The organism is Paenibacillus rhizoplanae (assembly GCF_042684125.1).
GTDB lineage: Bacteria > Bacillota > Bacilli > Paenibacillales > Paenibacillaceae > Paenibacillus_AQ > Paenibacillus_AQ rhizoplanae.
This window is the reverse complement of the sequence record NZ_JBHUKY010000019.1, coordinates 319,664-341,810: the sequence shown is the minus strand read 5'-3', so window position 1 is coordinate 341,810 and position 22,147 is coordinate 319,664. Positions and strand designations below refer to the sequence as shown.

The 22,147-nt window shown below is 52.4% G+C and carries 23 protein-coding genes; 7 read left to right on the top strand and 16 right to left on the bottom strand.

The window, feature by feature from the left end; translation table 11 throughout:
- Nucleotides 1–7 precede the first annotated feature (7 nt).
- From ACFSX3_RS09325 to ACFSX3_RS09315, 3 genes are all read left to right on the top strand, one after another.
- The gene (locus ACFSX3_RS09325) at nucleotides 8–1,183 is read left to right on the top strand and encodes an ATP-binding response regulator (RefSeq protein ID WP_209986683.1); all 1,176 of its coding nucleotides are present in this window, start codon (nucleotides 8–10) and stop codon (nucleotides 1,181–1,183) included.
- 124 nt (nucleotides 1,184–1,307) lie between these two features.
- Complete coding sequence (locus tag ACFSX3_RS09320) at nucleotides 1,308–2,168, top strand: helix-turn-helix domain-containing protein (RefSeq protein ID WP_209986686.1); 861 nt, start codon at nucleotides 1,308–1,310, stop codon at nucleotides 2,166–2,168.
- 80 nt (nucleotides 2,169–2,248) lie between these two features.
- Nucleotides 2,249–2,632 (top strand): VOC family protein, encoded by a 384-nt coding sequence (locus ACFSX3_RS09315; protein ID WP_209986690.1) that lies wholly within the window; start codon nucleotides 2,249–2,251, stop codon nucleotides 2,630–2,632.
- 376 nt (nucleotides 2,633–3,008) lie between these two features.
- On the opposite strand, the gene ACFSX3_RS09310 is transcribed toward ACFSX3_RS09315, so the two are convergent.
- From ACFSX3_RS09310 to ACFSX3_RS09295, 4 genes are all read right to left on the bottom strand, one after another.
- Nucleotides 3,009–4,226 (bottom strand): Abi family protein, encoded by a 1,218-nt coding sequence (locus tag ACFSX3_RS09310; RefSeq protein ID WP_209986694.1) that lies wholly within the window; start codon nucleotides 4,224–4,226, stop codon nucleotides 3,009–3,011.
- Between the two features lie 121 nt (nucleotides 4,227–4,347).
- Complete coding sequence (locus ACFSX3_RS09305) at nucleotides 4,348–5,274, bottom strand: AEC family transporter (protein WP_209986697.1); 927 nt, start codon at nucleotides 5,272–5,274, stop codon at nucleotides 4,348–4,350.
- A 240-nt stretch (nucleotides 5,275–5,514) separates the two neighbouring features.
- A complete protein-coding gene (gene greA / locus ACFSX3_RS09300; RefSeq protein ID WP_209986700.1) occupies nucleotides 5,515–5,997 on the bottom strand; it encodes a transcription elongation factor GreA in 483 nt (160 codons plus the stop codon).
- 116 nt (nucleotides 5,998–6,113) lie between these two features.
- A complete protein-coding gene (locus ACFSX3_RS09295; protein WP_209986703.1) occupies nucleotides 6,114–6,260 on the bottom strand; it encodes a hypothetical protein in 147 nt (48 codons plus the stop codon).
- A gap of 88 nt (nucleotides 6,261–6,348) precedes the next feature.
- Here ACFSX3_RS09295 and ACFSX3_RS09290 point away from each other — a divergent pair, with 88 nt between their 5' ends.
- The 3 genes from ACFSX3_RS09290 to ACFSX3_RS09280 all read left to right on the top strand — a co-directional run bounded on the left by ACFSX3_RS09290 (nucleotide 6,349) and on the right by ACFSX3_RS09280 (nucleotide 8,817).
- Complete coding sequence (locus ACFSX3_RS09290) at nucleotides 6,349–6,780, top strand: MarR family winged helix-turn-helix transcriptional regulator (RefSeq protein ID WP_209986706.1); 432 nt, start codon at nucleotides 6,349–6,351, stop codon at nucleotides 6,778–6,780.
- 101 nt (nucleotides 6,781–6,881) lie between these two features.
- Nucleotides 6,882–8,051 (top strand): ATP-grasp domain-containing protein, encoded by a 1,170-nt coding sequence (locus ACFSX3_RS09285; protein WP_209986709.1) that lies wholly within the window; start codon nucleotides 6,882–6,884, stop codon nucleotides 8,049–8,051.
- A 13-nt stretch (nucleotides 8,052–8,064) separates the two neighbouring features.
- Nucleotides 8,065–8,817 carry an esterase family protein gene (locus ACFSX3_RS09280; RefSeq protein ID WP_209986711.1) on the top strand — a complete coding sequence of 251 codons (753 nt, stop codon included), beginning with the start codon at nucleotides 8,065–8,067 and terminating at the stop codon, nucleotides 8,815–8,817.
- 102 nt (nucleotides 8,818–8,919) lie between these two features.
- On the opposite strand, the gene ACFSX3_RS09275 is transcribed toward ACFSX3_RS09280, so the two are convergent.
- The 11 genes from ACFSX3_RS09275 to ACFSX3_RS09225 form a co-directional block, all read right to left on the bottom strand.
- Nucleotides 8,920–9,207 (bottom strand): DUF6509 family protein, encoded by a 288-nt coding sequence (locus tag ACFSX3_RS09275; protein ID WP_036722763.1) that lies wholly within the window; start codon nucleotides 9,205–9,207, stop codon nucleotides 8,920–8,922.
- Nucleotides 9,208–9,240: 33 nt separating this feature from the next.
- The gene (gene rlmN, locus ACFSX3_RS09270) at nucleotides 9,241–10,329 is read right to left on the bottom strand and encodes a 23S rRNA (adenine(2503)-C(2))-methyltransferase RlmN (protein WP_209986714.1); all 1,089 of its coding nucleotides are present in this window, start codon (nucleotides 10,327–10,329) and stop codon (nucleotides 9,241–9,243) included.
- A 191-nt stretch (nucleotides 10,330–10,520) separates the two neighbouring features.
- Complete coding sequence (locus ACFSX3_RS09265; RefSeq protein WP_209986716.1) at nucleotides 10,521–10,877, bottom strand: nucleotide excision repair endonuclease; 357 nt, start codon at nucleotides 10,875–10,877, stop codon at nucleotides 10,521–10,523.
- A gap of 187 nt (nucleotides 10,878–11,064) precedes the next feature.
- Nucleotides 11,065–11,229 (bottom strand): hypothetical protein, encoded by a 165-nt coding sequence (locus tag ACFSX3_RS09260; protein ID WP_209986717.1) that lies wholly within the window; start codon nucleotides 11,227–11,229, stop codon nucleotides 11,065–11,067.
- A 76-nt stretch (nucleotides 11,230–11,305) separates the two neighbouring features.
- Nucleotides 11,306–12,490 (bottom strand): nitric oxide synthase oxygenase, encoded by a 1,185-nt coding sequence (locus ACFSX3_RS09255; RefSeq protein ID WP_209986720.1) that lies wholly within the window; start codon nucleotides 12,488–12,490, stop codon nucleotides 11,306–11,308.
- A 47-nt stretch (nucleotides 12,491–12,537) separates the two neighbouring features.
- On the bottom strand, nucleotides 12,538–13,386 hold the full coding sequence (locus tag ACFSX3_RS09250) for an EcsC family protein (RefSeq protein ID WP_209986722.1): 849 nt from the start codon (nucleotides 13,384–13,386) through the stop codon (nucleotides 12,538–12,540).
- 161 nt (nucleotides 13,387–13,547) lie between these two features.
- Entirely contained in the window at nucleotides 13,548–13,829 is a 282-nt protein-coding gene (locus ACFSX3_RS09245; RefSeq protein ID WP_209986724.1) for a hypothetical protein, read from the bottom strand.
- Between the two features lie 591 nt (nucleotides 13,830–14,420).
- A complete protein-coding gene (locus ACFSX3_RS09240) occupies nucleotides 14,421–15,842 on the bottom strand; it encodes a hypothetical protein (RefSeq protein ID WP_209986726.1) in 1,422 nt (473 codons plus the stop codon).
- 159 nt (nucleotides 15,843–16,001) lie between these two features.
- Nucleotides 16,002–16,547: a hypothetical protein gene (locus ACFSX3_RS09235; RefSeq protein ID WP_209986728.1), complete on the bottom strand. Its 546-nt coding sequence runs from the start codon at nucleotides 16,545–16,547 to the stop codon at nucleotides 16,002–16,004.
- 77 nt (nucleotides 16,548–16,624) lie between these two features.
- Nucleotides 16,625–18,616, bottom strand: coding sequence for an FAD-dependent oxidoreductase (locus ACFSX3_RS09230; protein WP_209986730.1), 1,992 nt, complete (start codon nucleotides 18,614–18,616; stop codon nucleotides 16,625–16,627).
- Nucleotides 18,617–18,739: 123 nt separating this feature from the next.
- Nucleotides 18,740–19,579, bottom strand: a complete 840-nt coding sequence (locus ACFSX3_RS09225; RefSeq protein WP_209986732.1) for a MerR family transcriptional regulator — start codon at nucleotides 19,577–19,579, stop codon at nucleotides 18,740–18,742.
- Between the two features lie 205 nt (nucleotides 19,580–19,784).
- Between ACFSX3_RS09225 and ACFSX3_RS09220 the strand changes: the two genes are divergently transcribed.
- Nucleotides 19,785–20,888, top strand: coding sequence for a UvrB/UvrC motif-containing protein (locus ACFSX3_RS09220; RefSeq protein ID WP_209986734.1), 1,104 nt, complete (start codon nucleotides 19,785–19,787; stop codon nucleotides 20,886–20,888).
- 20 nt (nucleotides 20,889–20,908) lie between these two features.
- On the opposite strand, the gene ACFSX3_RS09215 is transcribed toward ACFSX3_RS09220, so the two are convergent.
- Nucleotides 20,909–22,144, bottom strand: coding sequence for an alpha/beta hydrolase family protein (locus ACFSX3_RS09215; protein WP_379254458.1), 1,236 nt, complete (start codon nucleotides 22,142–22,144; stop codon nucleotides 20,909–20,911).
- Between the last annotated feature and the right edge of the window lie 3 nt (nucleotides 22,145–22,147).

The following is a 22,147-nucleotide window of genomic DNA, read 5'->3' as shown; positions in this document are numbered from 1 at the left end:
AGGCAGCATGGAGTATCCGATTAATATTTTAGTTGTAGATGACCGGGCAGACGAGCTCCTGTCCCTTCAGGCCTTGCTGGCCGATTCGCCCTACCGGCTGGTTCAAGCCCTCACCGGCATGGATGCGCTGAAATGTCTGCTTGAGCAGGAATTCGCCCTGATCATTATGGATGTGCTGATGCCTGGGATGAACGGATTTGAAACGGCGAAGCGGATTAAGATGCGTCAGAAATCACGGGATATTCCCATCATTTTCTTAACCTCGCTTACCTCCGAGCTGGAGAACTATATGATGGCCTACTCAGCCGGGGCGATTGACTACCTGACCAAGCCGTTCCATCCGACCGTACTAAAAAGCAAGATTGACGGCTTCGTCCGTCTCTACCAGACCAGCAAGGAGCTACAGCTCAAAACGCAGGAGCTGGAGACCGCCAACAGCATCCTGACCGAGCTGAAGGAGACCGCCGAGGTGGCCCTGCGAATTAAGAGCGGCTTCCTCGCCATGATGAGCCATGAGATCCGCACCCCGCTGAACGGGATTATTGCCATGTCAGATGTGCTTCGTTCCTCCGAGCTGTCCGCTGACGACCAGGAGATGGCCGAGATCATTCATACCAGCGGTCACGCGCTAGTATCTGTCATTACACACATCCTGGACTTCACCAAGATTGAATCCGGTAAAATGGAGCTCGATTACGAGCTCTTCAATCTTCACTCCTGTGTCAAGGAGACCGTTGATCTGTTCCGGGCGCTGGCCAGAGAACGCAGCCTGACCTTGGAGACCTCTATTGATCCTGACATTCCTGCCCTGCTTATCGGTGACCCCAACCGTTTGCGGCAGGTACTGAATAACCTGATCGGCAATGCCATCAAGTTCACGATCACCGGCGGCGTCAAAGTGCATGTCCATCTCCGGCAGGTCATGGACCAGCTGCTGGAGCTGGAATTCATTATTGAAGATACCGGTATTGGCATTCCGGCGGACAAGATGAACTATCTATTCCAGCCGTTCACCCAGATCGGAGCCACCATCAACCGCAAGTTCGGCGGAACCGGCCTCGGACTGTCCATCTGCAAAATGCTGGTCGACCTCATGGGCGGTAGGATCTATGCCAAGCCCGATGTAGTGGGCGGAGCTACCTTCATCTTCACCATCCAGGTCGCTGAAGGCCAGCCGGACTGAGTCCAACAGCATACAAGATACAAGAAGCTCCACCTTCAGATGATGAAGAGGGAGCTTCTTTGTTATGGGTAAGGATTATTGTAGAATGGAATCAACCAACTGTGGAAGGGGATGAACTCTATAGATGGGAACCTCCAGATTCCCTTTGTTCCAGCAAAACTTCGTGCTGCAAGCGCGAAGTACAACTCATCATTGGGAAGGCACTGGCCCCCTTTCCTTAAAGACATTTCGGAATGGCCGGGCTTATTACAAAACAAAACTCGGCCATTATGCTGTTGAGCGAGAGGGCTACCTCCTGTTAAATGAAGGGGAGCAGTACGCTATAGCCATTGAGTCAGAAACCGAAGTCGACTCTTTTTGTATATTTTTCAAGACTGGCTTTGCTGAAGAGGTTCATAGAGCCGTTCATTTAGGAATAGAGAAGTCCTTAGACGATCCATTTTCAGAAACAACGCACCCGTTGCAATTTTACGCCAAGTCATACCGCCATAGTCATTTGATAACTCCGCTTATCGAGAACTTCAAGAACTCCTTACCTGTACTCGGTAGCGAGAATCTCTGGGTCGATGAACAGTATCAAAATCTAATTCATGCACTGCTTAACGTCCATCAGAAGATTTCTCAAGAAATTAATACCGTCCCCGGCACGCGCCCTGCCACCAGGGAGGAGCTGTTCCGGCGGTTGACCGTAGCATACGAATACTTGCATGCGTACTACAACCAAAATGTGTCTCTTGAAGAAGTTTCAAGAGTCGCTTGTCTTTCTAAAAACCATCTGATCCGCAACTTCCGCCACTTTTTCAAAAGAACGCCACACCAGTTCATCCTCGAAAAAAGGATGCTTGAAGCACAGCGTCTCCTTGCTCAAACGGAAAGCAGTGTAACCGAGATTAGCCTAAGTATTGGCTTCGACAATGTCTCTTCCTTCAATAAGGTTTTTAAACAAAGAACGGGACTCTCACCCCGGATGTTTAGAAAAAAGTGATTTTGGAAAAGTAACGCTTCATCCGCACATGTTACATTTACTGCGTGGAACATACAATATAACAAGGGAGCGATATTGAAATGCATTCAGAATTTCAAATTAAAGGCATTGGGCAAATATCCATTCGGGTACATGACATGGAAGCTGCTACCCGGTTCTATCAAGATACCCTAGGCCTAAATCTGTTATTTCAGATCCCAAACATGACCTTCCTGGAGTGTAACGGGATTCAGATGGTCTTGGGTATTGCTGAAGACCCGCGATTCGATCATCCCAGCTCGGTGTTCTATTTCAAGGTTGACAATATTCAAGCATCGTACGAAACGTTAGTCGGGCGGAATGTACATTTCCTGGACAAGCCGCATAAAGTGGCTGAGATGGGTCAAACCGCAACCTGGATGACGTTCTTTCAGGACCCCGACCAGAATGTACATGCACTGATGAGTGAAGTACCTGTGTCTTAATAATCAGCATTCTCCCCTATTTGAAGACTCCACATGGAGAATAGGCCTAAACTCTGAATTTGGTCTAATGTATTACTTTTGTTTTACCCACTCTCTCGTTCATTATTATGTTGGCACGAAAAAAGCACGCAGACGACTGCGTGCTGTGCTGGCCAAAGTATACTCACATCAGACCATTCAAAGGGAATTATCAAACATTAGAATACAAAAGAATACAAAAGAATACAAAAGAATACAAAAGAATACAAAGCCACCTTATTAAAAAATAAGGTGGCTAGGGACTTTTAGCAAGCTACGCAAGCTTGGCACGCCGTCTTGGCTATTCGTTATTGTATGCGTCAATTTTAACTTATATTCGTACTAAAGTCAATCCATCTTAGATCCATTCATTTATTTTCGAATTTCCCATCCGTTCAAATAGAGCACAAGTAACATCATCATTACCATACTTATTTTCAATATTCCAAAAATTATGTAAAAACAACTTTATTTCTGTTAAATCAATATACATTCTTAACACTTTTAATACATCGAATAATTTAATTACATACTGTGATCTCATAGGTGATAAATGTAAATCAGAAATGATATGATTATTTACTTTTAAATTATGTGATGTCCTAAACCGATTAACCAGTTCAAAATGAGCACAGGAATTTCGTAGCTCCCTAATTATCTCTAGAGAGTTTATGAACTTCTCCTTCTCGTAGGGCTTCAAATTAAAATCTCTTAAAATCCCATCAAGCGTACGCTTTTTTAATCCATACATTAATATAATTAAATCGTTTAACATGAGTGTTTTAATGACAACCCAGAATGGTGGATTATTATAATCATTAATATATGAGAATTTCAGCTTACAATCATCAATATAGTTTAAACCTTGTATAGTTTCTTCTCTTTGTATATTTATGTTGAGAGATACAGTTGATCCTGAGGTTGTACTTACTGTATTAAGTGCAGCTAAAAGTGTTTTTTGGTTTGAGTTATAGAATGTACAGATGCCCGCTTTTACTTCCCTTATCGAAGAAGATCCAAAACGGCCAGTAAAGACTCCGTTTAGTATTGTCTTCGAAGGCTGATACGTTACAATTCCGCTAAATGCACCTCTGAATTTTCCTCTATACTTATAATTACTTCTAAATAATTTATGTGTTTTTTCTTGATCATTGGAATGGTAAAAATATTTCACATATTGTTTTGGACCATCAGTTAATCCTGGTTTATTATAATGATTTATGTCTATATAGTTGTTGTTTTCTGCCAAAGTTGAGCAATGATTTTTACAAAAATGATATGAGATTGTTGTTTTTAATTTAGTTTCAAACTCAGATATTTTCTTTAGTATTAGGCTCGAAAATTGTTTGTCAAAATCATGGAGCCTTAAAAAATTATCAAATGACTTTTTAGTATATTTCTTAGGTGATCGTTTTGCATCATCAAGTAGGAGTGTCTCATGACCATTTATAAGATCAAAATAGTTCTTATCTTTAAGATGTTCTTTAGCAGAGCTCAAATTATTAATTTGCAAACCCCTATTTTTCAATAACCGAATCTGATCAAAAATAGTATTAAATGCTTTGTCTCTTGGCACCAAAATCCCCCCTTCTAACTATTTTACAAAAATTTAGAATCTATTAATAGACAATATAAGTACTATAATAAATTTCGCCCTACTTATGATAGCTTCACCCTAACAGCAGTCCCCTGCCCCCCTATCCCCCCACCGCCGCAATCAGCACCGGCAGGACCAGGAAGGAGGCTAGCGTCGTCCAGACGATACAGCGCGAGACCAGTGCAGGCGAGCTGCCGAAGCGTTCGGCCAGGACGACGGAATTGACTGCCACCGGCATGGAGGCCAGAATCAGCAGCACCGCGAACAGGGTGCCTGTGATGTTCAGGGCGAGCAGCACCAGCGCGGCCAGCAGCGGAGCCAGCAGCAGCCGGACGGTCAGCCCCGTCCAGAAAGCCAGCTGCACATTGCGCTCCGTATGCGCGGCTCTGACCTTCACCATTTGCGCGCCGAGAATGGCCAGCACAACCGGCGAGTATGCACCGGCGACCATCGACACCCCCGAAGCCAGCTCATGCGGCATATGCAGGCCCAGCGCCCGCAGCAGCAGCGCCAGAATGGCGGCGTAGATGGCTGGCAGCGAGAAGACTGACTTCATCGCGCTTCGCACGGAGAACTGTGACCGGGCGGCAAAATACACGCCGATCGTATTCACGATCACCATCTGGGCGATGACATAGACCGATGCCTTGTCCAGGCCCAGCTGGCCGAAGGCCAGCAGCACCAGCGGCAGACCGTAATTGACGCTGTTCGTGAAGGTGGAGATGAGCGTAAGACCGGCGGCTTCCGGCGGAGCCAGCTTGAGCATTTTGCCAATCAACGTCGCCACGCCCCATAAGAGGAACAGATTCAGCAGCGAGAATGAGAGTGTCTTATAGACATCATCGAAGGAGATATCTGCCGTAGCCAGCGTGTCGAGAATAATAGCCGGACTGAGAAAATACAGGTACAGCGTCAGCAGAGGCTTCGTATCAAGCTGCTTATACCGTCCAAGCAGCGCTCCGGCGGCCACCGGAATGGACAGCGGTACGATGACCTCAACAAGTGTCGTGAGTACAGTCTGAATCACAAGCCAGGACTCCTCTATGTAGTAGTTATTTCTACTATAACCCTCCCGGCAGGGAGCGTCTAAGACAAGGAATCAATATCCTTGATAGCAATTGCCTATGGCAGCCAGACATACCCAAACCCCACAAAATGGGGAGTAAGCCTCGATGGTGACTCAAGTACTTTGCGGAGGAGCCCAAAACATAAAGAAAATCCCGCGCCCTTAAATTAAGGGCCACGGGATTCCGGTTAAGACTTCGGTTTACAGCATTTTGATCTCAAGCAGCTCGTATTTGATGACACCCATCGGGGCATTGACGCTGATGATATCGCCTACCTTTTTGCCGATCAGCTCTTTGCCGAGCGGGCTCTCGTAGGAGATCTTGTTGTCCAGCACATCGGCTTCCGCCGGCCCAACCACTCTATATTCGATCTTCTCCGAGTACTCCACATCATTGAGGATAACGATGCAGCCTACGCTGACTGTGCTCAGATCCAGATTGCTGGCATCCACGATCTGCGCCTTGATCAGCATCTTCTCCAGAATCATAATGCGGGTCTCCATGAAGGATTGATCCTCCTTGGCGGAGTGGTATTCGCTGTTCTCCTTCAGATCGCCGTAGCTGATCGCCAGCTTAAGCCGGGCGGCAAGTTCCTTACGCCCTGCTCCCTTCAGCTCTCTTAGCTCTTCCTCCAGCTTGGCCAGGCCTTCTTTGGTCAAAAATACTTCATCATTGTTGGACATGTATACAACTCCTATTATTTGCTCGCTTTATAGTATTCTAACTCATAATCGCCCAACATGCGAAGAGAAAGCGCTATAACGCATGATAAAGGAGTATTTAGGGCAGAGTCCCGGCTTCAAGCCTCCGCCTGCGGAGCAGGGGCCGCTGCAGGCTTGCCGTTGCCGCCTCTCAGGAGGAAGGTCAGCGGAATAGCCAGCAGCCCCACTGCCGTAGCGATCAGGAAAATATCCTGTACGCCCATCGTCATCCCCTGCGCTTTCATAATCAGGTAGCCTTAGCATAAGGCCGGTATTATCAATTATACTAGGTAGACATATGACAAAGTAACCGGTAAAGGACGGAATCTAACTATGGCTGATGAACAGAAGGACAAGCACCTCGAAGCTCTGAACCAGGAGCTGATTACGCTGATCCGCCACGGCTCGCTGGATAAGAAGCATGGCGGGCTGGACCGCTCCTCGTATACCCTGCTCCAACATCTGTCGATGCACGACAAGGTAGGTGTTAAGGCGCTTGCCGAACAATTCGGCCTCGACACCTCTACCATCAGCAGGCAGACGAGCGTCCTGGAGGCGAAGAACTATGTGGAACGGGTACCTGATCCGCAGGATGGGCGCTCCAGCTATTTTCAGCTTACAATGCTTGGTGCACAGACCTTCGCTGAGGCCCGGGACATCCGGCTGGAGCGCTACGGGCAGATCTTCGAGGACTGGTCCCCGGAGGATTGCGGACTCTTCAGCGGACTGCTCGCCCGGCTCAACCGAACTCTGCAGCAAAAATAGCACGAAGAGGATTGACGGATGCTGGCGAAGCTGGTAGATTAGATTAAATTAATCATACAAATTAACTCGGAATTACATTTTAGCCAAAGGGGCCGGTCTGCATGAACTTTATTTTCTTTTCCCCGCATTTCCCCAAGAACAGCGCTGAATTCTGTACGCACCTGCGGGAGCAGGGGGCCACGGTGCTTGGGATTGGCGATGCAGCCTATGACCAGCTGGAGGACAAGCTGAAATCGGCACTGACCGAATACTATAAGGTAAGCAATCTGGAGAGCTATGAGGAGATTCTGCGGGCTGCCGGCTATTTCACCCATAAATACGGCAAGATTGACCGCTTCGAGTCGCTGAATGAATACTGGCTGGAGCAGGATGCGGCTATCCGGACGGACTTCAACATCTACGGCACCAAGTCGGATTTCGTCCATAACCTGAAGCAGAAGTCCAAGATGAAGGACTTTTTCCACAAAAGCGGTGTTAGCACCGTCCAGTTCTCCACAGGCACAACGCGTGAGAGCGTGGAGAGCTTCATCCAGAGCGCCGGCTTCCCGCTGGTGGTGAAGCCCGATCTGGGCTCGGGGGCCAGTAATACGTACAAGATTAATAATGAAGAGGAGCTCCAGCACTTTTTTGACACGAAGCCGGAGGATGTAGCCTTCATTATTGAAGAATTCATAGACGGGGTCATCCTCACCTATGACGGGCTGGTGGACAGGGACGGGAATGTACGCTTCGCGGTCAGCCACCTGTTCGAGAACAGTGTGATGGACGTCGTCAATACGGACAATCACCTCTACTACTTCTGTCTGCGGGAGATCAGCCCGGAGGTCGAGGAGGCGGGGCGGAGCATTTTGCAGGCTTTTGACATCCGGGAACGGTTCTTCCATATCGAGCTGTTCAAATCGCACAAGGATGGCCGGATTATTGCCCTGGAAGTGAATATGCGCCCGCCCGGCGCCTGGATGACCGATGCGATTAACTTCGCCTATGATGTTAATATCTATAAGGAATGGGCCAGCATGGTTGTGCACAATGAGGTCGGCGGTCCATACGAAGGCAAATATTATACCGGCTATGCCAGCCGCAAGAATCATAAGCATTACGCTCACAGCCATGAGGACATCTACCGTGAATTCGGCGGGAAGATTGTTAGTTATGACGAGATTGAAGAGGTCTTCAGCAGAGCGATGGGCAACAGTGCTTATCAGTTCCGTTCACCCGAGCTTTCGGAGGTCAGAGACATTAGAGGCTATATTCAACAAGAAGAGGGATAGGATGTGTTAACGGATGAGGATTAGCTACCATAAGGAGTACAGCCACAACCTGGGCAGAGACATGGAGTATAAAATATACGGCCACGCCGGCAAACCGATGCTCGTCTTCCCCACCTCGCTTGGACGCTTTTATCAATATGAGGATTCGGGCATGATCGATACGCTCTCGTCCTTCATTGAAGCGGGCAAGCTGCAGATCTGGGCCTGTGACAGTCTGGATGAGGAGACCTTCTTCTCCACCCACTGGAACAACGAGGACCGGATACACCGCCATGAACAGTATGACAAATATATTGCGCATGAGCTGATTCCCGGCATCCTCCATGAGAGCAAACGCAGCAACGGCGGGACCGACCAGCGTATTCTGATCTCCGGCTGCTCGATGGGCGCTTATTACAGCGCCAGCTTCTTTTTCCGTTATCCGTACTATTTCGATACCTTGATCGCCCTGAGCGGCGTCTACTCGACCTATTATTTCTTCGGCGACTATATGAGCGGGGACGTCTACCTCAATTCACCGCTGCATTACTTGCCGGGGCTGACGGATGAGCATTATCTGAACCAGTACCGCAGCAGCACAATTATCGCCTGTGTCGGTCAAGGGGCGTATGAGGACGAGATGCTGCATGAGACCCGGCTGCTTCAGGAGGTGCTGGGGCAGAAGGGCATTCCTGCACGGATCGACTACTGGGGCCATGATGTCAGCCATGACTGGCCATGGTGGAACAAGCAGATTCATTATTATGTGGAAGGCTGCCTGGGCTAGTGAAGCCGGGGCTTGAACGCGAATCCATTTGTAGATTTGCACAAAAAAAAGGAACTGCTGAAATCTACAGTTCCTTTTTTGTGAGACCACTGCCGCCTTGTCCTATGCAGGAACATGCTCCGAACAGAACTGTAGCAGCGCGGCTTGCTCATCTTCTTCCATATCGAAATCGAGCAGCTGGCCTGACGAGGTCTCCAGCAGATCGTAGCTGACAATGCTTGTCTGCTCTTCTTCCACTTTGACAATCACGCGTGCGGACACGCCGTTCTCCACGTACAGCTCATCATCCTCCGGCACATCAATATTCACGACGAACTCATATCGCTTGCCGCTTAGAATATTAAAAGGATCTCTTACGTTCTCCACGGTGTAGCTTGTAAATGTCAACAAGTTGCATTCCTCATTTCTCAATTCACTGCCAGATTATTGTAACACAGTATCTGCGGCTTTGCCTTTGGTCTTCTTGATTTGCTTGCTGCGCAGTTGTCCGCAGGCCGCATCAATATCGACGCCCTGCTCCAGCCGGGTGCTGACGCTGACGCCCTGCTTCTTCAGCGTATCGAAGAACGCACGCACCGACTCCCGCTCGCTCCGCTGATACTGGCTGTGCTCATCCACGGGGTTATACGGAATCAGGTTGACGTTCGCCAACTGGCGGCGGTCTCCGATTAACTCGGCCAGCTCCAGCGCATGCTCCTCGCGGTCATTGATATCCTTCAGCAGGATATACTCCAGCGTGATTCTCCGGTTCGTCTTCTCCAGATAGTAATCAATCGCCGGCATTAACTTCTCTATAGGAATGGCCCGGTTAATCTTCATAATCTGTGTCCGCAGCTCATTATTCGGGGCATGCAGCGAGATCGCCAGATTAACCTGCATGTTAGCGTCGGCGAATTCTCTGATTTTGTCCGCCAGGCCGCTGGTGGATACGGTAATTCCTTTGCCGGCTATCGCCAGACCCTTGTGGTCCTTGATAGTAATCAGGAAGTTCAGCAGATGCCGGAAGTTATCGAACGGCTCGCCGATGCCCATAACCACGACATGGGTCACCTTCTGGCCCAGACCGGCCTGATCCAGGTAATGCTGCACCTTCATAATCTGCTCCACGATCTCGCCGCTGGTCAGGTCCCGGCTCTTCGCCAGCAACCCGCTTGCACAGAAGCTACAACCTATATTACAACCGACCTGAGTGGTGACACATACGGACAAGCCGTATTTCTGCCGCATCATCACCGTCTCAATCAGGTTGCCATCCTGGAGGCGGAAGAGGAACTTCACCGTACCGTCCGCTGATTCCTGCTTCACGTGCTCTTCCATCGTCTGAAATACATAATGCTGTTCCAGCAGCTCTATGCATTCCTGATTCATTCCGTCCATCTCGGCGAAGCTGGTAATCCGCTTGCGGTACAGCCATTCCCAGACAGCGGTGGCCCGGGATTTCTTGTGGCCATGCTCCAGCAGCCATGCCGTCAATTGCTCCAAAGTCAATCCATAAATGGATTCTTTATTCATTTCATATCCTCTTTTCAAAACATTAAAGTTCAATCTATCTATTCTACCTTGACAGGGACATTAGCAGCAACAATACCTTATTGTCTCAAATTTCGTTTATTAAAACAAGAGGAAACACTGCGGAGTTAGGAGCTTTTGAGCCGGGAAAATAAAAAGCGCAGTCCGCAGGGACCACGCCTTTTCGCCAAACCTTATTTATACAGAACCTTCTCAACATTGTACTTCGCGCGAAGCTTGTTCACGATGTATGTCTCATAAATCTCTCTGTCCACTGGATCTTCGATGATACAGACTTCAATGCGGGTAACCTCGTCGCGGTGGGACTTCATTACGGATACATTGTCCTCGAAATGCTTCTTGATCCGCGGTCTCAGCTTGCGGGCCTTGCCCACAAACAGCAGCTCGTCCTGATCATTGTAGAACATGAAGATGCCGCCGGCTTCGCGGGTAATCAGGTGGAAATCGGTGAATCCGTAAATATGGCTCAGCTCAGGGTTAGCTTGCTTGTAAATAATAACTTCCGGTGACGGAATGGTAATGCTGATCATTAAGCTTCACTTCCTCATTGGATATAGAAATAAATAGTATCACAGAATGGGTAACGTGACTATTTCTATCTTGTGCAAATTACCCTTGAGCTATAAGAGGAAATTAAAAAATCCGGCTGCGCGGCTACAAATCATGCAGGTAATTGATCAGTCACTAATAATTACACTCCACTCTCAGGCCCATAGGTTACTTGCGCATCGGCTTCAATTCCGGCATGTTCAGCGTAAGCGCCATATTGCACAGCATCGAATTAGCCAGGAAGGTGCTCACCTTCACCTCAGGATGCGCAAACCCGGCAACAGTGAACTTACTCTCCATCAGACGAATGACCTCCAGCATTCCAGCCTGCATGGCCTGCCGGATCGCTTATTCATATAGGCCTCCCCTTTATGCCGAAGCATCCGCTCCAGCAACGATTGGTTATTGATCAATCACTCTTCATAGACTGATGAAAAGGGCAGCCCTTCGCTTCCGCTACCTCATGCTTCCCAGGGTCCGCCTGTTGCTTCTTCCGGTAGACGAAGCGCGGGCTTAGCTGCAAATCACGCAGCTTGTTATCATTCCAGATCGGCGTGGAGGAAGGCGACATCGGCGGGATCAGCCAGCCCCATTTACCGGATACCTCACGCCCCTGCTGCTTCTCCTGCTCCTGGAAGCGGACGAACTGGTCTGCCGCTGTATGATGATCCACAATACTAACCCCCGCTTGCTTGAAGGAATAGAGGACGGCACGGTTCAGCTCCAGCAGCGCCCGGTCCTTCCACAGCGAGGTATTAGTGGAGCGGTCAAGGCCCAGAAGATCAGCCACCGCAGGCAGACGGTTGTAGCGGTCCGTATCGCCGAAATTCCGCGAGCCGATCTCCGTCTCCATGTACCAGCCGTTGAATGGCGCTGCCGGGTAACGGATGCCGCCGATCTCCAGGCACATGTCCGAGACAATCGGAACGGAATACCAGCGCAGCCTTAGCTCCGTGAATTGCAGGATCTCCGGGTGGCTGAGCGGCACCTCCTGTACAAGTCCTGCCGGGATAGGGAAGCAGCGGGGTTCCTCCCCGCCGATGCTGATCACGAGCGGCAGAATATCGAAGTCCCCGCCGGTACCCTGCCAGCCCAGCTTCAGGCAGACTGCGGTGAATTCGTCCGAGGCCGGGTCACCGGCACGCGGATGCTCCCCGTCCCCGGGATAACCGGCATAGCGGATGAGCTGATGATTCCAGATCCGGATGGCATGGTCTTGCTCCTCTTCACTGCGGAAGACGGTAATGACCGGCCGGATACGGCCGCCGTTATTGGCATGCTTCATATGATGCAGCAGCGCCTCCGCGACCTCCGCTACAGTCTCTGCTCTGCGGGCGTCAATCACATCTAAGGAATGCCAGAATAGTCTTCCGATGCAGCGGCTGTTATGGCGCCAGGCCATCCTTGCTCCGTGCGCCAGCTCTTCTCCCGTATGCCTGTATGTACCTGTGCGCTGCACCTCTTCGCGTATGTCCGCCAGACGCAGGTCCCGTTCGCCCTCTGTTAACCCCAGTTCCTGATAGCAGGCCGTGATGAAGGACTCCGCCTGCCGGATCAATTCCTGGGTGTCATGCTGTGGAACTGTGTATTTCATCTTCTCTCTCCTATCCGTGCGTTCCCTGCTACAGTACCCTCAGCGTATCATCTCTGCTCCAGCTCTGCCAGTCTGGAGATAATCCGTCTTTTGCGGTAGAGCATCCGCGCAGCCTCTGTGACCTCTTCAAGCGTCTTCCGGTTGAGGTAAGCGCCGAAGAACATACCTGCGACCGGAATGGTCTGGAGCAGTTTTTTCCAGCCCCAATTGTCGCGGTATACAGTCACTACCTCCTTCCAGCCCTGAATCCTGGACACGGTCTCCTTGGTTGCGGCGAGAATGTTGCCGTCCCCGCCTGCCTGCAGATTCAGCTCCTTCAGCAGCGTGCGCTTCCCCACCACATCGGAGGAGGCGAACTGCATCACCTTCACGGTGAAGATCCGCTCCGCCTTATCGGTCGGATCGTAGCCATAACACAAGCCAATCTCCTGAATCGCCTTCAAGGAGAGGCCCAGGACGGCCGGAATATCCGCAGCCAGTGTGAAAATCCCGCCGAAGCCCGTGGTCGCCCCCTGCGCCGTAGCCGTATTCCGGCTTCTATCCGCAAGCCGGAGCGCTACGGCATCCATTACAGCCAGCGGGAACGGCCCGTCTTCCGAAGCGCCCGCCGCCCGGCTTGTCTCTTCCATCAGCTTGCCCACCTTGCGCCCGGCCACCAGATAGTTGCCGCCGTTCTGGATGTAGCCGCCCAGTTCATCGAGCAGCCGGCCTACCTTATCATGGATAACCTTTGGCGTAATTGCATCAAGCAGCTTGAAGGGCAACCGGGTAATCCGGTCCCAGATCATCAGCCTATTCTGCTCCTTCTCCCACTTGGTAATCTCCTTAAGCGCGGCACGCAGCATCTCCGGTGTCTCCGGAGGACTCCATGAACCGGTGTTGTCCGCTTCTGGCATAGGTATGTACCTCCCCTGAATGGTCTCGTCATTACCTTATAACCTTTTTTACAGCAAATGATTGCACAAGCCCCCATTCGGGCCTCGGATACCATTAACAGCAAACAGGCACTCCCGGATCAACTCCGGGAGTACCTGTTCACCTTACCCTGGTTCAGGCTCTAATCCTGGGACTCGCCTGCCTGCCCATCCAGCGAAGACAATCTGCGCTTCTCTTCCTCCAGCCTCTCTTGGACCAGCTCTACCCCTTGTCTGCCGACCGAACCTTCCGGGGCATGGCGCACGGCTTCCTCAGCGTGCTCCAGGCTGTTCTCTGCCTGATCCAGCATCTGACTGGTCGGATGACTCGAAGCCTGGGTTACAGCGTTGTGCAGCTTCGTCACCGCATCATGCGCCTGATCGACCGTACTGTTGGTACGCAGACTGGATTCGTAGTGCTTCATAAGATCCTTCCCCCTCTATCACAATGTCCGTACTTCTGTAGGATGGATTAGGGAAGGAAATCTTATGCGGATTGTAGGCGCGGGGTTCACCCGGGGCGAATATCTAACTGGTAGTGGCGGGCAGCAACTGGCGCTACGTGTGAGTTGGGGGAACAGGCTGGGGTCCGCAAATCACGGTACTGGGGGCTGTGTGCGCCTGGGCGGGTGGAGGGGATTGTCCCCTTTTCGCACACTCTTTTTCCATGCGGACCGTACGGTCGTTATTACTCTCAAAACCGTGGCCTTGCGCTCCATGCGGACTGGAGAGACCTTATCCCTCCAAAAGCAAGGCCGAATTGGGCCAAATGGGAGTAATAAAGGCTCTGGAGTCCGCATGGGTTCGAAAACAGGCTGATTTCTGGAAATAACGGCGCTGGGGTCCGTACGTACCTGAGTGGCGGAGGTTATGAAGTTACAGCGCCCAGGTCTGTGTGTACTCGAGTGGTGGTGGCTATGGAATTACAGCGTTGGGGTCCATATGCGCCGAGTGGTGGTGGGCCTGGAGTCCGTATGCACCCTGGCGGGTGGAGGGGATGGAATCCTAAGCGGCGCCTACACCAGGAACATGGCGACAATCGTCATGGCCGCCAGACCCAGCAGGACCGGCTTCAGATTGCGCCGGGCCAGCTCGAACGGGCTGACGCCGCAGATCGCAGCGGCGGGAATGAGCGCCCACGGAATCAGGGTGCCGCCGCCGACCCAGATGGCGGCCACCTGCCCAAGGGCGGTCAGCGTTGCCGCGCCGGAGTGGATCGCGGCGGCGAACAGCCCGGCAATCGAGCCGGCCAGCGAGATGCCGGAGAACCCGGAGCCGTCGAGGCCGGTGATCGCGCCGATCACCGTCAGCGTTACGGCGGATGCCGCCCCGTTCAGCGGCACGTGATCCGCCAGGGCCACGCCCAGGTCGTTCACGATGCCGTGCGAGCCGTCCGGCAGCACCTTGCCGTACAGCTCGGTGAAGGCGGCGTCGCCCAGATAGAAGAAGGCGGCAATCGGGATGACTGGCCCGAAGACCTTGAAGCCGAAGATGAAGCCTTCAATAAGATAGGCTGTGATTTTTTCCAGCCCCTGCCCCTGGCCGCGATGGGCCAGCAGGGTAACGACAATCAGGATCAGCACGGCGGTTCCCCCGACCAGCGCGGTAGCATCACCGCCTTGCAGGTGAAGCACGAACATGCCGGTCACATCCAGCAGGAAGAGCAGCGGAATGGCGATGGCTAGCCCTTTTCGCAGACGGTCACTCATGAGGACTTGCCCTTCATCGTCCGTCCCCGCGTCAGCCAGCGGCTCTATTGCTCCCGGCGAAGCGACCAGGCCATCTCTCCAGGTGCCGTTCTTCTGGTCCCGCTTCATCATCCAGAATGCGCTTACCGTAGTGACAATCCCCATCACAACAACCAGAGGGATACTAGCTTGCATTACACTGGACACCGGAAGACCGGCGGCATCCGCCGTCAGCTTCGGAGCGCCTTGAATAATATAATCGCCGGAGAGGGCGATCCCGTGCCCGAACAGGTTCATGGCTACCGCTGCGCCCAGCGCAGGCAGGCCGACCCGGACCGCCACCGGCAGCAGAACTGCCCCGACCAGCGCTACCGCAGGAGAAGGCCAGAAGAAGAACGAGGTTACCATCATAATCAGTCCGATTCCCCAGTAGGCCATCGCCGGTGTGCGCAGGAACCGGGTGAGCGGCGATACCATCGTCTCGTTGATACCTGTTATAATCAGAATCCGGCTCATCGCCACGATAATGGAGATAATCATTATAGTGCCGAGCAGCTCCTTAGTCGCATAGACAAAAGAGTTAAAGATCCCCGACACCGACCCGCTAAGCGTCGCCGTTGCCAGCAGCCCGAGCGCCAGAATCCCGGTCACACAGATCATGGTTGTATCACGCCGCTTGATCAGCAGCGCCAGAATGAACACAATAAACACCAGATACACCCAATGAATCGCAGTAAGCTGGATACCCATTAGCCATGCGCCCCCTTTCCACTTACAAATAGCAAGCAGGTGCTATATGCTATGCAGGAGGATAGGCCATTGTTCGCCTCAGGGACGCGGAGGATAGCAAAAAGACCCCCGCCTCCACATCACATGGATTCAGGGATCTTATTTGCGGATTACACGCTGTTACCGGTGCCTGCCTGCTCTTCTGGCCCGGAGGAACGCGAGCTGCTTGAGTCTGTCCTGATCGTATAAGCTGCCCGCGATTTCCGGTTGCCCGGTATGTAGATGGGTAATCTCCTGCACTGCTGCCGGTCTAGCGGCGTCAGGAAGAAGGGTGGAGGTGCCGTCCCTGTGAACAATCAGGCTATGGCCGGGCGAGGGGTACGGCTCGCGCACATACTCGTCAAGGTAGCCATAGACCTTACGCTGCATCACAGGATCTTTGCTCATCTGCTGCAGAATATTCGGAGCGATTACAAGCTCCCGCTGATCCCTCCGGTCTCCTGCATTAGTCTTCTTCCCCTTGCTGCCGCCTTTGGCTACCGCCATAATTCGGACGGACAGACCGTACCTTGCCTTGATTCTGCGTGCCTGATCCTCAATTGCCGCTCCCACAGCCGCCATCATCTCCGGGAAGCTGAGCGAAGATGACCCGGCTGAAGTGTGGTCCGCCTGTTGCGATGAGCGGGTCAGCGAAGCGGCGTTGATTCGTGATATGGGAATATACATCGGACGTTCCTCTTCTCGCGCGTAAAGTTCAGGACAACTCTTTATCGGCGAAAAGAGGAGAATTACTTATAAAGAGGCTATTCCTTAGCCAATGCGCCCGCTGCCGCATCCTCGCCCCCAAGCCGCCCGGAGGTGAAGGAGTAACCCAGTCCAACTCCGTTGCCTACATAGGTATCATTGAAAAGCACCCCTTCAGACTCCACGCCCACGGCATACAGTCCTTTGACCGGCAACCGCTTATCATTCAGTACCTGGAACTTGGTATTTACCAGCAGACCGCCAACCGAACAGAGGTTGTTGATCTCGGCAATAACGGCGTAATAAGGCCCGCTGCTGCCCATGGGAACCAGATATTCCTTCGCCTTGCCGAACTCCGTATCAGTGCCCGTCTTCGCTGCTTCCTCATAGAGCTTGAATTCAGCGGCAAATACTCCAGGGTCCATCCCTGCATTCTTCGCCAGCTCCTCCAGCGTATTTCCCTTGAAGCCATCGCCGTTCGCTACCATGGATTCGAAGACTTTGTCGGCATCCTTCCAAGGCTGCTCCAGCGTGAACTTGTCTTTATAAGATGCATAGAATTCCGGCGGCATACCCGGCAGCTTAGGTGCCTGAAGCCCCTTCATTCCCTTGGTCTTAAGCGCATCGAGCTGCGCCTGCGAGACAATAACCAGATGATAAGCTCCGTTAAAAGCACTGGTATTCGCTGCCGCAACCGCAGTCAGCGTCGCCGCCTCATCTCTGAATCTTGCGCCCGAAGGGCCGACATTCATCAGGGTTGGCAGGTAAGACAGCATCATCGGATAGCTGGCTTCAAACGCCTCGTACTGTGTCTTCAGCTTGTCTGTAGCTCTGGCCAGCGTCTGGTGAAGCATCTGTCCGCCGAAGTTATCCGGCACCTTCGCGCCGATCTCCCAGGACATCTTCAGCCCTTCGCCGATGTTCTGCCCAAGCCCGCCATTAAGGCCTTCGAAGCCAAAAGCTTCCTTAACCATCTCTTTATTCCCGGCATACCCGCCGGTAGCCATTACAACGCTTGCCCCTGCAATCTCCAGGGTGGTTCCGTCAGACTTCTTAGCAACGACTCCGGTCACCTCTCCGTTAGCGCCAGTCATCAGCTTCTGCGCGGTGGCCTCCGTGATCACCTGTCCGCCGCCCTTCTCTACGGATGCTGCAAGCATCTTGCGCAGCAGCTCCTGGCGGGTCTCATAAGGAGGCAGCATATGAAGCTGTTCCCCGGCGAAGTTAAGGAAGGTAGTGGTGTAGCCCTTGCCTGTCAGCCAATCGTAGGTCTCGCCCGACTTCGTGACGTACTGGCGGATCGCCGCCGCATCCACGCGCCAGTGATTGTTCACGATCCAGTCGGCAATCTCCTTCTCGACTTCTACTTTAAGCCCGCTGCTTACTGCGGCGGAGGAGTTGTAGAATTTGCCCGCCCAGGACAGGTTGCTCGCGCCGCCGATCGTCGCTGTTTTCTCGATCAGGATCACCTTTGCGCCCTTATCAGCTGCCGATACCGCTGCCGACACACCGGACGCACCTGCACCAACCACGACCACATCTGCGGACAGCTGCTCGGTCTTGCCTTCTCCCGATTTCACTACAGCCTTTGTTTTAAAAGCCTCCACATTGCCGCCCGCCTGCTTAAGCGCGTCTTCCACAGCGGTCAGAATCGCCTTGCTCGACTCGGACGCACCGCTGACGGCATCAATATTCAGGGTCTGGCCGGATAGAATCTCCTCCTTGACCTTGTTGATCGCCTCCACCCCGATTCCGGCGGTTTCGTTCTGGCTGACCACATTGATCCCGGTAATGACCGAATGATCGTCAAGAGTTACCTCAACCTGAATCTTGCCGTCCTTGCCTTCGGCCTCTGCTTTATAGGTTCCCGCTTTGAAGTCTGCCGGTACAGCACTTGTATCCGCTGGCTGTGATGCCTGCGGCGAAGCGGACGGCTGCTCTGAGGCTGCCGGTGCGGCGGAATTGTTACCGCTGCAGCCGCTGAGGAGCGACAGGACCAATACCAGACATACGGTGAATAGAAACACCTGTTTTGTTGCTTGCTTACGCATCAATTTCTCCCCCTGTGTGGTTAATGCAGCCCCGTTTCTCTCTCTAATAGGACTGCTGACTACCGCTCACAGTGTAAACCTTGGTACTGTACCAAGGTCAATGAACAATATGTGAAACTTTTCTCAAAGTAGGGCGGACCCTTCATCCGATTCTACCGGGATATTAATCTCCAGATACGTTTTGCTGCCGTTATTCGTGCGCTCGGTGAACAGAATTTTACCGCTGATGTCCCCGCTAATCTTATAATTCCGTGCCTTCACATAGTCCAGCATGAACCCGAACGCTCCCCGCTCCAGGTAATCCTCGTGGCCGCTGACAATGACGGCAGAGATGCAGGTCGCCGGCTCCAGAACCTCCACGCCATCGTTCAAGCAGACCCCGAGCTTCTCCTGATCCTCCGCAAGCAGGCCAAGTCCCCAGCTATACTCCAGATCCCCTAATCCACAGATACATTCGCCTGCCTTATTCTCAACCCGGAAGGAATAAAAGGTGAACGGCAGCAGCTCCATCCACGCCTGGACCGTGTCTTTGAGATCCTCCTTTTGCAGCAAATGATTCTTGTTCGTCTGCTGAATCCGGTACATCCCCGGCACCTGCTTCATCTTGCACGTATATAGGGATGCGCCGACCTGCGCCAGCTCCGCCTGAATCTCCTGAATCTTGCCGAGCAGCAGCGTGCTGCGCCGGATCTCCTCCTCCAGCTGCATACCCGCAGCAGCAATCGACTCCACCACTTGCTCACACGGCGCGTCCTTGATCAACCCGGCCACATCCTGAAGTGGAATCTGCATGCTCCGGTACCATCTGCTCGTCAATAGATTCCGCGCATCCAGATCGTTGAAATACCTGTAGTTATTATGCTGATCCTTCATCGGCCGGACAATATCATGTTTCTCATATAAGCGCAGTGTATCTGCCGTCACTCCCAGAATGGATGCAAATTCACCGATTGAATACTTCATCAGCAGCCCCCCAGCTTACTTGATCGCATACGTTCATGCCTATCGTTCATGTAGTTAATGATAGAGGGTTTGGCCGGGAGACATTGTGGATTATGTCACACCACTTCTGCCGGAGGACCGGGAGGAGCTTTTGCTGTCGCAGGTGACGGCGGCATGGTCTATACTTGAAAGATACGGAAGAAATTGACGAACGGAGGCGGCTGTCATGCCCGCACAGCTAACAGACAAGGTCGCCGGCCTGCCCTTAACGCCTGGCGTATACCTGATGAAGGACGGCCTGGGCCATGTGATTTATGTCGGCAAGGCGAAGCAGCTGAGGAAGCGGGTCCAGTCTTATTTTTATAATAATAAGGGACATTCGCCCAAGGTGAAGCAGCTGGTTAAGCATATCCGCGATCTGGACTACCGGCTGACCGATACGGAGCTGGAGGCCTTCATGCTGGAATGCCAGCTGATCAAAGAGATCAAGCCGATGTATAACCGCAAAATGAAAAATCCGCTCGCCTACAGCTATATTTCCATCGTGGACAAAGCGCCTTACCGGCAGATTGAGATCGGCTACGAGCCAAGTACAGAGGCGGGCAGCCTCGTCTATGGCCCTTATACCAGCCGGAGTACGGTGGAGAGAGCGGTGCTGGGCATCAAAGAATCACAGCGCATTCTGTGCAGCAGCCCCCATTCCCGCAGCTCCCGCTGCCTGAACCATTCGCTGGGCCTATGCATCGGCATGTGCGGAGGCGGGGAGGCAGCAGTGCTACAGTATGAAGCCGTCATAGACGAGATGATCTGCTTACTGGAAGGCAGAGACAGCGGAATTGTAGCCGGACTGGAAGCCCGGATGGAGGAAGCTGCGCTGCGGTTCGACTTCGAGACCGCCGCCAAATTCCGCGATTATCTGGGTGCCGTCCACTCGCTGCTGCAGAAGGAGCAGGTGATCGAATTCACCGGAGCGAACAAGAATATTATCGTGCTGGAGCCGGTGGACGAGCAGTCCCATAAGCTGATCCTCATCAAGGGCAGCATGATCCTCTACCGCACCCTGCTGGCTAGAGACGCGCTGAACGAGGGGCAGCTCACCGGGATGATCGCAGCATCCGCCCGGGAGGTCTTCCGCAGCAGCAGCCAGACCGCCGCTACCGAAGAGATGAGCCGCCACAAGATCGACGAGGCACAGATCATCTACAGCTATCTGAAGAGCAGCTCCAGCCATTATCTGCTCGTCCCGCCGGAGTGGCTGGAGGATGAGGATGTAACGGGGTTAGAGGAAGGGATAGCGGAACTGGTTCAGTCTTCAGTCTTGGATATGTAGCACTTGATTCTGCCTCCCCCTTAATACACCGCCTGTGGCGCAAACTGCCCGGTGCCTTTTAACGTATAGTCGTAGAATTCAAGAATCAGCCTGTTCATCGTCTCTATACAGTAATATTTATCGATATCCGCCTGCCCGCGCTGCAGCATATTCGCAAGTATCGGGGAGAACAGCGGCAGATCCGTGAGACTCAAGTGCTTGGCTCCCTCAAAATGAACGGTATACGCATCCTTGAAGTTCGGATTACCGGTCTTATTCGCCGCATAAGCCGAGTTCTTGCCGAGCTGTCTCCACACATCGTCTGTATAGATGTTCAGCAGAGGTACGCGGTAAGGCTCTTCTTTGGCCACCAGATCATTCATCTTCCGGTCATACACCAGCTCGGTGAAGAACGGGGCGTCCAGATTGACGACGGCATCCACATCATTGCGCTCCCGGGCGAGCGCCACGCTTGCCGCACCGCCCATGGAGTGGCCGAATACGCCAATGTGCTTATTGTCGATCAGTTGGTATACAGGTTCCTGGTCACTTCCCGCCTTATCCAGAATCGTATCGATTACCAGATTCATATCCCCGGTTCGCAGCTTCATCCATTTTTGCGTAAGGCCGTACAGCTCTTCCACGGTGTATACTCCGTCTTTATTGGAGTCGTTAACCTCACGCATATATTCTGCATTAACCATAGTGACCTTCCCGTCCGCGCCTTGTGTATAGAAGGAATGGTAAGGATGATCGATGGATACCACAACATAGCCGTGACTGGCCAGCTCGGTGAAGGTTGAAGCGTTACTCTCTCTAACCCCGAAGGCTCCATGAGAAAAGACTATCAGCGGATACTTGCCCTCCGCATGGCCCGGATACCAGAATTCCACATTCACCCGCCGGTGCTCCCCCGTATCTGTAAACTCCTCCACTCGGGTAGTGTCTGTATAGGTGTAGACAGCCGTTCTGACCTCATATTTCCCTGTTACTTCAGGTGTACGGTACTGCGGGAATAGAATAGGCGGGATAAGTGCAATTAGCAGCGCCACAGCGGTTAGCAGCCTTTTCCACACCCGGGTTGAACGCCTGGACGGTCTCACGCCTGTCTTCTTGCGGATCAGATCAACCGAGCCTTTCAGCGCAAAAACAAACAGTAATACCGCCAGTAATACCCAACTGAAGCTCCAATCGATAACGGGGGACCATGTCAGAATAACGAATACAATAAACAGGGTAATTCTAATCCAGCTTATGAGCTTGATGCGGCTGTGCATAGA